The following is a 14,383-nucleotide window of genomic DNA, read 5'->3' as shown; positions in this document are numbered from 1 at the left end:
GACATACAAGACTCAAGACACTTTCAGGATTAAAGTGATTCTCAGTCATTGCCATAGCAAGCGTCTTATTGTCTAACGGGTGGTATTTACTCCCTGCTTTGGCCTAGGCAAACAGGGAGTTCTGGAGACAATAGAAAACCTAATCTGAGCCAGTGTTAGCCCTGTACTCAGGCGATACGTTTGGCCGTGAACGGGGCTTACCCAAGCAGCGCGCGGTAGCTATTGATGGCACTGGTCTTTTCTTCTCGGATCAGGGTTACCAGGTCCAGTCCTTCGTTTTGCCAGCGCTCAGGGATCGCCATGTTATCAATGCGGAACTGATCTGAATCTTCGTTCACAATACACAACTCGTCGTGTATCGCAAAGACCCCATGGTCGAACGGCTTGCCCGGAGCTGCTTGTTTAGCATAGAACCTTTCTCTTTGATTCTTAGCCGCTTTTTTTAGTGCTCTGTGATGGCAATAGGGGTTGTTGCCGCGCTTACCAAAGAACACGTGTGCGGTCCAGTGACAGCCTGCACGGCACACAGAGGCAAATTCACAGCTGCTGCATTCGCCCCACAGGTGGCGGGTGGCATCTTCGGGTGTAGTGATGTCGTTGATGCGCAGCTCCGGACTATTCTGGTAGATGTCCTGCAACTTTCGGTCGCGAATATTACCACCTGTATATTGGTCGCTTGGTAGTGATGGGCAGCCCTTGATGCTGCCATCGGCTTCAATGCCTATTGCATTTTGACCTGCGCTACAGCCGCGAGTGAAGGCCCACTTTGCCTCTGATGCGATGGGCTCTTTCAGCAATCGCTCATATGGCCCAAAATAGCCAATGTTATTACCCATGTGTACGCGTATCCCCTCGCTGTTACCTCGCTTGGACAGGTAGGCGAGCAACGGGAACACATCCAGGAGTTCATAGGGCTGTAGTAAAATATGCGAGTTTTCGACGGCATTTCCCATAGGCACCGTGAGAGCCAATTGCCACGCGGAAATCCCTGCTTTAAGCAACTCTTCGTACAGGGAAGGGAGTTCGGCAATGGACTCGCGATTTACCTGTGAGTTACAGCCAACCGGGATCCCTGCTTCACGCAGGTGTGCAATGGTTTCAAAACACTTCTGCCAGGCGCCTTGTTTGCCTCTGAGCAGGTCGTGGCTGCGCTCCATCCCATCAATTGACAAAGAGACCGCCGCAATTCCCGCTTCCTTCATCCGTTTAGCTGTACCGAGAGAAATCCCATAGCCACCTGTTGTCATGGTTGCCTTCATGCCTTTTTTGGTGATCTCTGCTGCAATTTGTAGCCAGTCGGGGCGCATAAATGCCTCGCCCCCGATTAGGGTGACTTCTTTAATACCCAGATCTGCCATCTGTGCGACTAAATCCAGTGCTTCACTGGTGGATAATTCATCGACCCGTGCATCGCCTGCTCTCGAACCACAGTGGTTGCAGGCGAGATTGCATTTCAATGTAATTTCCCAAACCGCATAAGTTTGTCTGTATGCAGCATTTATTCGAATATCAGATCTGTGTGTTAAATTAGTCATACTGGCCCCTAATCATTTGGTATTGTGCGTATTACTAAGCAGGCTGTTAGTTAGCCAGGCTACATCCATAGATTTGTACACCCGGACCAACTGCATCTGCACACAACATGTCATGTGCCATGCCTTTGCTCAGGTAGTTGTTGCTAAGCTTTGAGCCACCCTCAATTTTTGCTAGTAGCTCTTCTGCTTCGATGACTGCTTTTACATTTTGCTTTGTGGTTTTCATGGTATTTCCTTGTATTTAGTTATCGTTGAGTATGGTCCGCAGACCTGCCAGTAACAGACTTTCTGCTACCGACGCACCGCTTTTCAAACTTCTAAAGTCTTCAATGCGGTACGCCACCTATCATGAGTGTTCTGCTGGTGGCTGTCAAAAAAGCAAAAATACAAAAATAACATTCAAAAACAATTGGTTATTCTTCTATGTTATTGGCGAAATTGAACTCAGTAAGGTTTGATAAGCAGGGAAGGAATGCTTACAGAGAGGAAGATGCTGTGCGTGACAAGCCCCGAGCATTTGTCGGGGCCGTAACCGTGGCACAAGCTGTTAGTTGGATTATGGTTCTATAACTCTGCCAAACGCGATGGCAAAGCCCGCAGCTGTTTTATTATCAACACCAACTTGCAGTTTAGCGGTTGCTGCGTGGCTAAATGCCCTGGCATAGCGCCACTGCTCACCATCATGCCATTGTGCCAGTAAAATCACCCCAGCCCCCAACCCGCCTTTGACGTGGCATTGTGGTTGGTACTTTTTCGGCAGATCACCATAAAAGCGGTTGTCGATAAGCTCGAGTGCATACTCTTCATTGCTAAGCTGGAAGGTTTTTTCGGCAGTAAAGCTGCTGCCGTGTGCACTTCCCGAAGAGTCAATCACACCGACCGACCAGTATTTAACATCGCTCATTTTATCAGGGCCATGCTGGCCTTTACTCGTCAGATCTTTGATGTGATCAGCAAGGGGAGCGCCTGCTTTTGGGAAGATTTCTTTTGCTGCAATGACAATCATAACGTGGCCTGTGTTGCCACTTTGCGATTTTTTCGACAGTGGATCACATCGCTCGCCCTCACACCAGGCGAGAATATCGCCCGACTTAAGCTCACTCAGATCCTGGTGTGCTTTCCAGTAGTCACTGGAGACTTCTGTGGTGATTGCCTTCTCTTTATCGGTCAGGCCCTTCTCATTTGCTGTTTTGCGACCCTGGCTATTCAGGGATAGCTCGTTAAAAAAGTTATAGTAAACAAATGCCTGAGGCCAATTAGGGCTTAAGGGGGTGCCAAAATCCTGCATAGCCGCATGATATTTCGTGATGGCCTGGTTAGCATGGGTGTAATTTATGTTGTCAACGGATGTGAGTGCGTAGTTGATCCACCCTGAGCAGTCGGTACGAGAGTGATAAGGACTTGAAGGATTGGCAACATTTATGTCAGGGGCGTGAGTCGTACCGGTATTTTCCGTCTTAACATTTATATGTTCATGGCTGTAGCAGTTATAGGGTAGCTCATCTTCCGGCGCATGACCTTGAGTAAAAATATTGTTTACGCTGTTCAGTGCAAACTGACAAAGCTCACTCGCGGTATCCGCTCCGCAGATAAGTTCCATAGCACGGTCGGTATCAACCATCGCATTGTCTTTATCTAGCAGACAGTAAGGATTGTCATTCGTTTGTTCTCCCGCATCTGAGCTGTCTATGCAGGTGTCTGCAAAGCTTGCGGCGCTGACACCGAGTGCCAGTAAACAAGCGAGGTAAGCTGGTTTAATAGTTGGCATAGTATTACCTATTTAATTTGATTAAAACGTTTACATCGGGCTGGCGAATGCCACGCGCAGGGTGCTAAGGTGCGTGCTAAATTTATGGTCAGGTGTATCAAAGTACAGGTAGGCCCAGCGCGTCATCTCAGCTTCCTGCCACTGGGCCAGTGTGACAACACCTGCGCCTACACCACCATTGAACTGGCACCGTGCATCATGCAGGTTGCCGCCATAATGACGCTTGTCTATCACAGCACTTTCCTGATCATGATTGCTACCATGGACACGCCAGCTGGAGTCAACAACGGCCACTTTCCAAAACTGGGTATCAGCAGGGAAAGCGCTGGTTGCCGCTTTTACCTGACTGGCAGAAACAGCATCAACGCCGACCACAATACCGGCGTAACCGCTTTCATGATCTGGCTGTGCGCCTTCGCACCACTTACCTTTACACCAGCTCAATACATCACCAACGCGCAGTTGGTTTAAATCGGTACTGGCTTGCCAGTGTGCGCTTCTTACGGTGTCTTGTGCGACGCCCTCAAAGAAGGCCTGATATTCGTGCGCCTGGGGCCAGTTGTTTGAATCACTGGCGAACGCTTTGATTTCGCTGTAGGCGTCGGTAACAGGCGCATCCTTATTGTTAAGCGCATAACTGACAAACCCGGCGCTACTAACATGTGCTGTGCTGCTGTCAGTCAGGTTCACGAAGGGCTGTGCCTGAGTGCTTTCGCGCGACTCGCGGCGGTAGCAGGTTGACTCGGGCGAGGCTGACAGAGCATTGGCGGCCTGCACGGCAGTACGGCAAAGTGTGCTTTGCTGACATTGAGATGAAACCTGGGTGAGTGCACTGCCATCGGGGACCCGCGGGGCCGGCTTGTTTATCTGTACTGTGTTATTGCCATTACCACATGCACTGAGCAGTATGACTGTGCTCAGTACCCCAACATGGGTTATTTTAGACCTGTGGGTCTTGAGGCAGTTGGTCATGTTCGTACTCCTTTCTTCTGCGCGTTTAGTTAAGGTGGTGTGAAAAGTCCGTATTACCTTAATCTAATACAGGGATTGTGCTATTACGCGGGGTTACAAATGATTAAAACAGGCAATTTTCTGCGCGTTGTTAGGTAAGGATGAAATGCCCATCGAGCTATTTTGTAACCGGGCAGGATAACTGCAAAAATAGAGTAAATATTTTAATGTTAAACGCGTCATTACTGCGGTGATTTAACAAGGAACCAGTATGAAATATTTATCTCAGTTAGTTGGCTTTATTACGTTGGCGGCCACGAGCACTGTCAGTGCCTCTGCCATACCCGACCCTCAGGTACTCTTACAGCATTATCTTGCGGGGGAGCCTAGCGATGGCGACGCGCCGTTGAGTGCTGTGATGGGCTACTTCAAGCACCATGACCAGGCGATACGTGAAATGCTTTTAAATCAATCCCCGCAATTGGCGAATGTGCTGGAAAGTGCGAGCTTTTGTTACGCCGCCATTGCCACCAAGCCCAGCCCGGATTTATTGCCCGTACTATATCAAAATCAAGGGGAGCAGTGTGCTGAAATTCAGGTGCATGAGGCGCAGCCAGGCTGGTATTACAGCGACAACCAATGTCAGTATGCAATTGCGTATAAAAATGAAAGTGACATCAGCTATTGTCTTCGAGAGTTCGACCACCAGGCAGAAAAATATGGCAGCAGCGATGATTTAAATGCCGCAAGTGATGCCTGGATGCCTGGGCTGGGCGCGACACTGCCTGCCACAACTCGCACTCAGTCGTTCACTGAGATCCCACTTATGCAAAGGGCGACGTACAAACGGACTCAGAGCGAGCTGGGGACCTGTCATCTTGAGATGCGTGTTTATAAAAATATCAACCATCATACCGCTACCCCCGTTATGATGATCCACGGTGGTGGCTGGTTAGAGCGGCTTAAAACAGCACGTATCATGGAAGCACAAATCGCTCAGCTGACTGAGGCTGGCTTTGTTGTCTACATGCCTTTTTATCGATTGGCTCAAGACAGAGAAGCCGGGCCTGCATGTAATCAGGTGACAATAGAAGAGAGTAAAAAAGATATCCGGGATGCTTATTTTTGGGCGTTGTTCAACAACTACAAGTATACGCACAGCGATAAATCAATTCGCCTGATCGGGCAATCAGCAGGCGGACACATGGCAGTGTGGTTGTCACAGCAGTTACCATTTTTTATTGAAAAAATAGCCCCTATGTTCCCGGTGGCAGATTTTGCCCATCAGTTACAGGAAGTGCAGGACGGAAGTTATAACCATGGTTACATTAAACGTATGCTGGCGACTTTGGCGGGTAAAGATGACTGGCAGGCGTTGACAGGTAATGAGCCGATCATCGTGAATAACAGCCTGCTGGAGTACATTGAGCAGTATCCGGGCATCGCACCCGAGATGTTTATCAGCCACGGCATGGTAGATGCCATCGTCTCACCGAGTCAGTCATTAAGGCTGTGTAATGCACTAGCAGGTGATATTGATGCAGGTCCTGCGCAGGTCGATATGCTTAGTTTTGACAACCAGTATGCGCGGATACACTGTCGCAACGGCAGTGAATTACACTTACTGGAGCAAGCAGGCCACCACTTTGATGGTTGCGGCCTGGGCTTATGCGATGTTGGCGGAGAAGCGGGCATCACTGCGACCTCCAAGCTGATGGAAAACATGGTTAACTGGCTGAAGTAAGTGCGTTGAATTAACCATTCAATAAGTACCAACAGCAAGCCTGGCTTCAGCCGGAGCCGGGCGTGTTAATCGCTTACGTGTCTTGCTCACGCAACCCCGTTTGCAGATGCGCGATAAGCGCGGTGACTTTTTTCTGTGGGTATTTACGGCCCGAGTAAAATGCATACAGCACCAGATCTTCCGGTTCATGCTCTAGTTTGACCTCAACTAACGTGCCAGCCTTTAGTTCCGCCTGGCACATATGCCTGGGCAAAATGGCAAATCCCAGCCCCTGTATGGCAGCGGCTTTGGCCATGTGGCCACTGTTAACTTTATAGCTGGATTGCACATGCAGGGTTTTATTGTGCTTAAATCGCCAGGGCGTGCCTTGCAGAGCGGTCAGGCTGGTAATGCAGGGCACTTTGCTCAGTGTTTCCAGTGTGTGCAGATTGGCATGGTCGGCAAGCAAAGCCGGCGCCCCGACAACACAGCTTGGCAGTGTCAGAAGGGGTTGTGCGACCCAGCCCGAATCAATCAAGGTGCCGCGCCCAAAGCGGATCACCAAGTCTAAGCCCTCCATAATACCTTCTGAGGGATTGAGCTGGGTATCGCAACTGAGCGTGATATCGGGGTGCTGATGGCAAAAGTCGGCAATAAGCGTTGCCAGGACAGGCAAATCTGGCATAACCATATTTAGGTGCCCGGATAACGCATCACTGTGCTCGCAGACCTCTGTCAGTGCATCATCCATTCTTTGTAGCAGCGGTTTTATGGTCTCATAAAGCTGTGTACCTGATGCTGTCGGGTGCATTTTCCGGGTTGTGCGCTCCAGCAGTCGGGTGTTTAAGTGTTGCTCTAATTGGGCAACATGACGGCTGATATTAGAGGTGGGCAACAGGCGTTGCTCTGCTGCCAGTTTGAAGCTCAACTTTTCATACACTGCCACAAAGCTCAGTAACCATTGAATATCGGTCCGTTCAACCATTGATTGTCTCATTATGTGGGATTTATAAAGCCATATTAGCATGTTTATCCCGCTTCGCTGCTTTGTCACACTGCGCTCATCTATTTAAGGAAGTGAACAATGCAAAAGAAACGTATAGCGATAATTGGCGCGGGTGTCGCGGGCATGGCGCTGGCAATACTGGCAAGAAAACAAGGGCATGAGGTACAAGTTTATGAGCGAGCTGCGACTCTCACAACGATGGGGGCAGGCGTTACATTGTGGCCCAATGCCATGTATGTGTTACATAAAATGGGGCTGGCACAGCAAGTGATTCGTGCAGGGGGCACGCCTGAGTCACTGTGTCAGTATGACCGCAGCGGCAACAGACAAACTACCCTGGATATTGGCGAGCTAAACCGGCACTGTGGCTATGCCAGCGTGACCATACTGCGTCGCGACTTGACTCGGATACTGGGTGAGGCGCTGACAGAGCAGGGGGTAGCCATTAAATTTGCAACCTGTGTAACCTGCAAAGAAGTAGACAGCCTAAGGCAAGAGAACGATCTGGTCGTTGGCGCTGATGGCAGAATGCAGTCGGTGGTGCGCCAACTGTTATTCGCTGAGGCGGGCACACCTCGCTACCAGGGGTTTATTAATGTGATAGGGGTCAGCAAGCTCAGGCCCGGTACGCTGGCCAATCATATTGGCGATTTTCGCCACCCCACAGAGCGCTTTGGCATAGTGCCCGTAAGGCCCGATAGTTGTTACTGGGCCGGGGCCTGGCGCACCTCACTCGATGAAAGTCGTACTCAGCATGACTGGCTGGGAGAGCTAAGGCAGCGCTTTGGCGGCTGGGCTGAAGCGGTTCAGGCCGTGCTGAGGCACCCGGAACCTGAGTCGGTGCGGCCCATTTTCGTCCATGATTTGGATCCTCTCCCATACTGGCATAAAGACAATATGATGCTGATTGGCGATGCAGCGCACGCGTCATTGCCCACCTCAGGACAAGGGGCGTGTCAGGCACTGGAAGACGCCTGGCAGCTGGCCTGCCTGATGTCTCAGCGGGACCAGCTCAGCGCCGTGTTAAGCCAGTTTTACCGACTGCGGATAGAAAAAACTACCATGGCCCAGCATGTCGGCCGACAATTAGCGCAGCAGCTTTTTTCCGGGCAAAGTGACGAATCGGCCACTCACCCTGCAATGTCTCTGGCGCAGCTGAGTCGGCTATGGATGCAGGGGCTTGATGAATAAAGTGGGCTGTTGAGCCCAGCTGCTTGTCAGGGTCTGCTACTCGGGGGGATCTCCCGGGGCTTCCTTACGTTTACGTTGTTCCTGTTTTGCTTTCGCCACATTCTTAAACACAGGGGGCGGGATAGGAAACAACGAGAGTAAGGGAAAAATCGCCATCACCAGGTAGGCTGCTTTGGGCATACCTTTGGCCCATTTCACTATCCTGACCAGGCACCACAGGCTGGTCACTATCAGGGCGAGAATAAGGCCAGCCTTTAGCAATACGGGTACAAGGGCTATACCGGAGTGATCCATCATCGTCATTTCCTTTTGCTGAATAAAAGTACTTAATAGGAACGATACGAGCAAAATTCAAGCAAATCGTATAATGCTGAGATTATTCAGAAAAGCAGCTCTTTAGGTGGTTTTCATTAATTTCTAATCCAATCTTCTTATTTTTATGTTGCTTTATTGTGTGTTTGCGCGCATTATAGACTCAGATTGCAAAGATAATAATGGAAGCACTCACTCCTAATGGAATAGGAAATCGCATCGTACAGTGGAGGTAGATGTGTCATTACTTTGTGTTGTATTAGCCTGAATTTGGATGAACCACACGAGTTTATTACCATGCTAAAAACATCACTTTCTTTGATTGCCCTGGTGGCATCTTCTGTTTCCTACGCAAATACCTGTACCGGTCAGCTGTATGGCATTAATGCTGGCCGTGGCGATGTCGGTATTTTATTTGGCCTGAACGAACAAGATAACAGCGCATTTGCACATACGCTGGCAGAATTTAGTGCCTCTGCGCTGGCGTATGATCAAACCAGTAAGCGCATGTATTATGTGTCAGCGCCCAGGCCATTTGAGTATCAGGTTGATGTGAGCCACCTGAACCTTAGTGCTGAGCAGTTAACTCATCTGCCCATAGAGGGCAAACGCTTTAAATACCTGCGCCTGGCCTACTATGATTTTGCCACCGATACCCACACGCTGGTGGGCAGAACCTCGCAGGTGCTGAGTATGGTGTATGACCCGGAGCGCGACGCGCTGTTGGGCACCGATTTTAAAAAGCTCTATGAAATCAACAAAACTACCGGTGAAGCAACCGAGTTAGGGGCATTGGGGTCACTAAAAGGTAAGTTCCGTGGCGATCTGGTTATTCAAAATGGTAACTGGTATCTGGTCACCAGTCGCAGTGTTTATCAGCTAGATAAAACCACCTTTAAGGCAACAAAGCTTGCAAATCATAGTCTTACCGCGGCCACTGGTGCGGCGTTGAATCAGGCGGGTGAAATCGTTGTCAGCCGTACTCTGATCAACGACTATGGTCATGTTAATCGCTCTAAACTCTATAAACTCAACCCTCAGTCGGGTAATACTTGTTTACTGGCTACCGTACCGGTGCGGTTGAACGATTTGGCAGTGAACACCGATCAGCCCGTGGCCTGTTACACTACACCCAGTTGCGAGACCGATCCTGAACCCACTTTCACCCTTGAAGCAATCACAGATGTGGTGTCTGAAGGGGGACAACTCGAATATCAGATTACCCTGAGCAACGCTTACTATCAGGATGTGACGCTGGATGTCAGTGTGCTGGACGATACCACGTCTGCGGGTGATTACACGCCGCCGCCTGCCAGTATTACGATAGCTGCGGGACAAGTAAGTGCAACACTCAATATTGCAACGGTGGATGATGATGAGCATGAAGACAGCGAGGCTTTCACCTTGCTGGTTGAAGGTGCAACACATACCAGCGGCTCTGCGTCTGTTACCGGCACCATAGAAGATAACGACCCGGCGTGTATACCTGATAACTACACCCGCATTCATTATCAGTTTGTCAGTGAAAGCGCAGGCTACAACAATGACTGGGGCGTGCGGGTCAATGGCAGTTATGTGAAGTTGCTGGATGAATACGGTGGCTCGGGCAGTTATGATGTCATTGAAGGCGCCAGCTACGACTATGTGTTGTCGATTAACGGTAATCCTGGCCAGCTGACCACTAACTATCGTGTGTATGGCGACAAGCAGTACTGGGAAGACCAAAACGACCGCGATTACAACGACTTTATATTGAAAGTCTGGACATCGAGCATCCAAAAAGGGTGCGACTAACCTCTGCTAAAGCGGCCTCCAACAGGAGGCCGCTTCCTTATACATCATCAATTAACAGCAAAAGATCGGTGGCCCCGACGTCTACGCCCGCCTGACTGAGTAATGTCGATATCTGACCACGGTGGTGAGTCTGATGATTAAATAAATGCGCCAGTAAACTGGCAAAGGGTTTATGATACGTCACGCCCTTGCTGTTGCGATAGGTCAACACGCTTGTCAAATCACTGTCCTGTAAATGCTGTAGTAAATCTAAGATCTGCGCATCCAGCCACTGACGATAGTCAGTTAACTGCGCTAAATCGTGAAATAAACACTGACTCAGGCTGGTGGGGTCATCCTGTGCCACCACCGCGGCCAGCACATCGGCGCAGGCTTCACAGGCGGCATAGCGTTTTAGCCAGATAAGATCTGCCACAACCAGGTGGTTTAAAGTGCCCAGTATAGAGCCAAAAAACGCCCCCCGATCCTGATTCAGGGCTGCGTTACTCAGTTGTGCGGCGGCGGTATACATTTTTTGATTCATCCACTGGTTGTAATTTGCCAGTAGTCTGAATTGGGTAAGTTGGCTCATGGGCGTGTCCTTTCGGGTGTGTTTAGTTGTGTTGATAGTGGCAGTAATACTAATACAAGTAGCTGATAATTATTCATAAATATAAACAAAAAAGGCAAGGGGTGATGAATATATTCATAGATGTCTACAGCCCTTCGCAATTCAGTTGTTGGTCCAGTTAACTTGTGGTAATTATCTGTTTACAATTTTAACCCATGGAAAAGAGAATGAAGCATAGCCCAAGGAAGCGACAGCAGGAAATTGACCGGTTTAACCGGCTGATCCAGCGCTCCATTCGCCAGATGCGCAATGAGCTTGGATTAAGTCAAAAAGATCTGGCCGCGAAAATGTCGTCAGCGGTTGACCAGTCAACGGTCAGCAACTGGGAAAGTGGCAAAACGGATATGACCAGTGCCCAGCTGCTGGATATCTTTATGATTTTTGGCAAGGACCTGGTTGCCTTGTATTTTAATTTTTTAAGTGATAAGCCACCTGCCAGTCCGGAAGAACAAAACGAAGAAGAGGATTCTTGAGATGGATTTTTATACAGTTTTTAGTTATGTGTCGCTACCATTCTTGTTGGTGGCATTAGTTTATGCTTGGAAGTATGAAAGTTCACGGTATTTCCTGCTCTTGTTAACTTTCATCGAAATAATTGACACCGCGCTGTATAAGGTTAGTTATACCTGGACGACACACTTGTATTTGTACAATATGGGGATGTGTTTGTTGTTCCTAGTGCCCATTATCTACCGAAACCGTATTGCGTATGCTTTACACAGGTTTACCGGTTGGCCTTTCTTTTTAAGAGTGTATGAAAACCATCATTTTTCGGTACAGGAGATTGGCCTTATTTTGTTGGGCTTGATTGATTTTGCTTTAGCTGCGTTCAATTACTTGGAAGTGTGGCTATATAAATTTTATGTGACTGATGGCTGGATAATGAGTAATGATGTACGCAACTTTATATTGATCACTTTGAACATACTGATGTGTTGTGGTTTATTGACTTATGTATTTAAAACGCCCGATCGAGAACGCTTTTATAAAGAGCATGGGGATAGCTTTGCCACCGACCCGACTGAGTAGCTGCACGAGAAAAACGAAAATCACCAACATTAGGTCTGCTTTAGCAAACGGGGAGTTTGCCATTGTATGCCAAAGAGTGTATTAATAATTTCATTAAGTAACACTCAGTTGTGTAAAATGTTTCATTGGAAAAGCGAGGATGCGTAGGAATGAAAAAAATCAGCAAAACAGATCTAATACAAGTAAAAGGTGGTAGTGCTAGAAAACCTGGTGAGCGAGATCTGCCAGCCAGAAGTCAGCCAATTGAGAAGCCAGCAAAGTCATAAATTTTATGGCTAGAGGAGTGGGCTTTATGTGGAGCTGCACTTTTCAAAATGTCGGCAATGGATATTTGAGTGAGCCTAGAAGGATATGTAGGAATGAAAAACATCAGCAAAGCAGATTTGTTAAAAGTTCAGGGTGGGGTTAACAAGCCTGATGATCGAGGGTTGCCAGTCAGAAGTCAGCCAATCGAAAAGCCCCCCAAGTCTTAAACCCGGTAATGCCCACGTTGAGCTCGCACTCGTCGTACACTCAGGGTGGCGCTCAGTCGCCGGGCTCGTTGTATTACCATCTTCGGGGCTATTCGGTTATCGGCTAATGCACGGGCATCAGACTGGCGGTAAAAGTGTTTTACTGCCAGTCTTTCATTCACGCCCAGGTTAAGCGGTCAGCGTATTACTTCCATTCAGTCATCATCCTGTAAAAAAACTGCGCTAGCGCAAGCAATTTTTTTTCTACTGGGCTAAAATACCCGGTTATACGTTATTCTCAGCCGTGCTGTCTGATGGGGTGCTTGTATTGGTGCTTTTTACACTCAGGTTTGTGCGGTGTTCTTTGCTCAATGACACGGGGTTTGTATGTCTGACAAGTGCTATATCACGGCGCAACAATTACTTGAAGATTCATTTCGACTGGCGGCTCAGGTTTATGAAGACGGCTTTCGTCCTGACTTTATTATCGGCATTTGGCGTGGTGGTGCGCCTATCGGGATTGCGGTTCAGGAATACTATGATTACAAGGGCATAGAAACAGACCACATTGCGGTACGTACGTCGTCTTACTATGGTATTGGCAAGCAGTCTAAAGAGATCAAAGTACACGGTTTGCATTACATTGTTGAGAACGCCAATGCGGGCGACTCTTTGCTGATTGTGGACGACGTGTTTGACTCGGGCCGCAGTATTTATGCGCTGCGTGAAAAACTCGAAGAGCTGATGCGCCTGAACCTGCCAAAAGACATTCGTGTTGCCTGTCCGTACTACAAGCCAACCAATAAAAAAGTGCCGATGACGCCGGATTACTTTATCCATGAGTCGGACGAGTGGTTGGTGTTCCCTCATGAATTATCTGGATTAACGCCGGATGAGCTGATCGCGGGCAAATCTGACCTGGCTAATATCAAAGAGCTGTTTACTAAGTAAAACAGACGCCAGTGGTATTGTGAAAGCCGCACCGGCAAACGCCCGTGCGGCTTTTTTGTGGGTGTAAATCTGTTACACTCGCGCTATTGTGCTTTTTGATATGATGTTTGCTCTCTATGACTAACGCTACGCCTGATTATCAGGCTATTTTGCAACAGGTTGCACAGCAAGTGCAGCCCTTGTCTCAGCGGGGAAAAGTGGCTGATTACATCCCCGCGCTTGCCGAGCAGTCACTGGGTCAGTTTGCCATTGCATTACATACCGCCGACGGGCAAACCTTTAGTGCCGGTCACTGTGACAGCCGCTTTACCATTCAGTCTGTTTCTAAGGTGATGACCCTGACGCTGGCATTGCAGCGTTATGGCGACGAGCTGTGGCAGCGGGTGGGCAAAGAGCCGTCGGGCACCGCATTTAACTCCCTGACTCAGCTGGAGTTTGAAAATGGCATTCCCCGTAATCCCTTTATCAATGCCGGTGCCATCGTAACCTGCGATGCCTTATTCAGCCGCCTGAGTGCGCCTATCCACACTATGCTGGAGAGCTACCGCAGCCATACCGCTAATCCTAAGGTGGGCATTAACAAGGTAGTGGCACAGTCTGAGTACGACCATCGCTATCGTAATGCGGCCATGGCCTATCTGATGAAATCATTCGGCAACTTTGATAATCAGGTTGAAGAAGTGCTGTGGTCGTATTTTAACTTTTGTGCCATTGAGCTGAATGTGTGTGAACTGGCGCAGGCGTTTTCTTATCTTTCAACCGGCGGTATCTGTCAGCAAAGCGGTCAGCGGGTACTGAGTGCTCGGCAGACCCAGCAGCTTAATTCTTTGTTGTTCACCAGTGGCTTGTACGACGCCGCCGGAGACTTTGCCTATCGGGTAGGTATGCCGGGTAAATCCGGAGTGTCGGGCACCATCATCGCGGTGGCGCCAGAGCGCTTTACGGTGGCGGTGTGGTCGCCAGGGTTAGATAAAGTGGGTAATTCCGTGGCCGGTATTGCGGCGCTGGAGTTGCTGGCTGAAAAGCTGGGCACCGCGTTGTTTTAATCGAGCGCAGAGACA

14 protein-coding genes are annotated in these 14,383 nt (G+C 49.0%); 7 read left to right on the top strand and 7 right to left on the bottom strand.

What is annotated here, in order from left to right:
* Nucleotides 1-197: 197 nt before the first annotated feature.
* From L1285_RS04075 to L1285_RS04060, 4 genes are all read right to left on the bottom strand, one after another.
* Nucleotides 198-1,457 carry a radical SAM/SPASM domain-containing protein gene (locus L1285_RS04075; protein WP_235411069.1) on the bottom strand — a complete coding sequence of 420 codons (1,260 nt, stop codon included), beginning with the start codon at nucleotides 1,455-1,457 and terminating at the stop codon, nucleotides 198-200.
* 124 nt (nucleotides 1,458-1,581) lie between these two features.
* Nucleotides 1,582-1,761 (bottom strand): hypothetical protein, encoded by a 180-nt coding sequence (locus L1285_RS04070; RefSeq protein ID WP_235411068.1) that lies wholly within the window; start codon nucleotides 1,759-1,761, stop codon nucleotides 1,582-1,584.
* A 330-nt stretch (nucleotides 1,762-2,091) separates the two neighbouring features.
* The gene (locus L1285_RS04065) at nucleotides 2,092-3,303 is read right to left on the bottom strand and encodes a hypothetical protein (RefSeq protein ID WP_235411067.1); all 1,212 of its coding nucleotides are present in this window, start codon (nucleotides 3,301-3,303) and stop codon (nucleotides 2,092-2,094) included.
* Nucleotides 3,304-3,333: 30 nt separating this feature from the next.
* Nucleotides 3,334-4,275: a hypothetical protein gene (locus L1285_RS04060; protein WP_235411066.1), complete on the bottom strand. Its 942-nt coding sequence runs from the start codon at nucleotides 4,273-4,275 to the stop codon at nucleotides 3,334-3,336.
* 250 nt (nucleotides 4,276-4,525) lie between these two features.
* Between L1285_RS04060 and L1285_RS04055 the strand changes: the two genes are divergently transcribed.
* Nucleotides 4,526-5,998 carry an alpha/beta hydrolase gene (locus L1285_RS04055; RefSeq protein ID WP_235411065.1) on the top strand — a complete coding sequence of 491 codons (1,473 nt, stop codon included), beginning with the start codon at nucleotides 4,526-4,528 and terminating at the stop codon, nucleotides 5,996-5,998.
* Nucleotides 5,999-6,071: 73 nt separating this feature from the next.
* Here the strand turns inward: L1285_RS04055 and L1285_RS04050 are convergent, their stop codons facing one another.
* Entirely contained in the window at nucleotides 6,072-6,962 is an 891-nt protein-coding gene (locus L1285_RS04050) for a LysR family transcriptional regulator (RefSeq protein ID WP_235411064.1), read from the bottom strand.
* Nucleotides 6,963-7,061: 99 nt separating this feature from the next.
* Here L1285_RS04050 and L1285_RS04045 point away from each other — a divergent pair, with 99 nt between their 5' ends.
* Complete coding sequence (locus L1285_RS04045; protein WP_235411063.1) at nucleotides 7,062-8,174, top strand: FAD-dependent monooxygenase; 1,113 nt, start codon at nucleotides 7,062-7,064, stop codon at nucleotides 8,172-8,174.
* A 36-nt stretch (nucleotides 8,175-8,210) separates the two neighbouring features.
* On the opposite strand, the gene L1285_RS04040 is transcribed toward L1285_RS04045, so the two are convergent.
* On the bottom strand, nucleotides 8,211-8,471 hold the full coding sequence (locus L1285_RS04040; RefSeq protein WP_235411062.1) for a hypothetical protein: 261 nt from the start codon (nucleotides 8,469-8,471) through the stop codon (nucleotides 8,211-8,213).
* 312 nt (nucleotides 8,472-8,783) lie between these two features.
* On the opposite strand from L1285_RS04040, the gene L1285_RS04035 reads away from it, so the two are divergent.
* Nucleotides 8,784-10,280, top strand: coding sequence for a Calx-beta domain-containing protein (locus tag L1285_RS04035; RefSeq protein WP_235411061.1), 1,497 nt, complete (start codon nucleotides 8,784-8,786; stop codon nucleotides 10,278-10,280).
* A gap of 37 nt (nucleotides 10,281-10,317) precedes the next feature.
* On the opposite strand, the gene L1285_RS04030 is transcribed toward L1285_RS04035, so the two are convergent.
* Nucleotides 10,318-10,851 carry a DinB family protein gene (locus tag L1285_RS04030; protein ID WP_235411060.1) on the bottom strand — a complete coding sequence of 178 codons (534 nt, stop codon included), beginning with the start codon at nucleotides 10,849-10,851 and terminating at the stop codon, nucleotides 10,318-10,320.
* 206 nt (nucleotides 10,852-11,057) lie between these two features.
* On the opposite strand from L1285_RS04030, the gene L1285_RS04025 reads away from it, so the two are divergent.
* The 4 genes from L1285_RS04025 to glsB all read left to right on the top strand — a co-directional run bounded on the left by L1285_RS04025 (nucleotide 11,058) and on the right by glsB (nucleotide 14,368).
* The gene (locus L1285_RS04025; RefSeq protein WP_235411059.1) at nucleotides 11,058-11,363 is read left to right on the top strand and encodes a helix-turn-helix transcriptional regulator; all 306 of its coding nucleotides are present in this window, start codon (nucleotides 11,058-11,060) and stop codon (nucleotides 11,361-11,363) included.
* A 1-nt stretch (nucleotide 11,364) separates the two neighbouring features.
* Nucleotides 11,365-11,919, top strand: coding sequence for a hypothetical protein (locus tag L1285_RS04020; protein WP_235411058.1), 555 nt, complete (start codon nucleotides 11,365-11,367; stop codon nucleotides 11,917-11,919).
* An 839-nt stretch (nucleotides 11,920-12,758) separates the two neighbouring features.
* Nucleotides 12,759-13,322: a phosphoribosyltransferase gene (locus L1285_RS04015; RefSeq protein WP_046003029.1), complete on the top strand. Its 564-nt coding sequence runs from the start codon at nucleotides 12,759-12,761 to the stop codon at nucleotides 13,320-13,322.
* Nucleotides 13,323-13,438: 116 nt separating this feature from the next.
* A complete protein-coding gene (gene glsB / locus L1285_RS04010; protein ID WP_235411057.1) occupies nucleotides 13,439-14,368 on the top strand; it encodes a glutaminase B in 930 nt (309 codons plus the stop codon).
* Nucleotides 14,369-14,383 lie beyond the last annotated feature (15 nt).

The organism is Pseudoalteromonas sp. DL2-H2.2 (genome assembly GCF_021532535.1).
Taxonomy (GTDB): Bacteria; Pseudomonadota; Gammaproteobacteria; order Enterobacterales; family Alteromonadaceae; genus Pseudoalteromonas; species Pseudoalteromonas rubra_A.
This window is presented reverse-complemented; position numbering and strand designations above follow the sequence as displayed.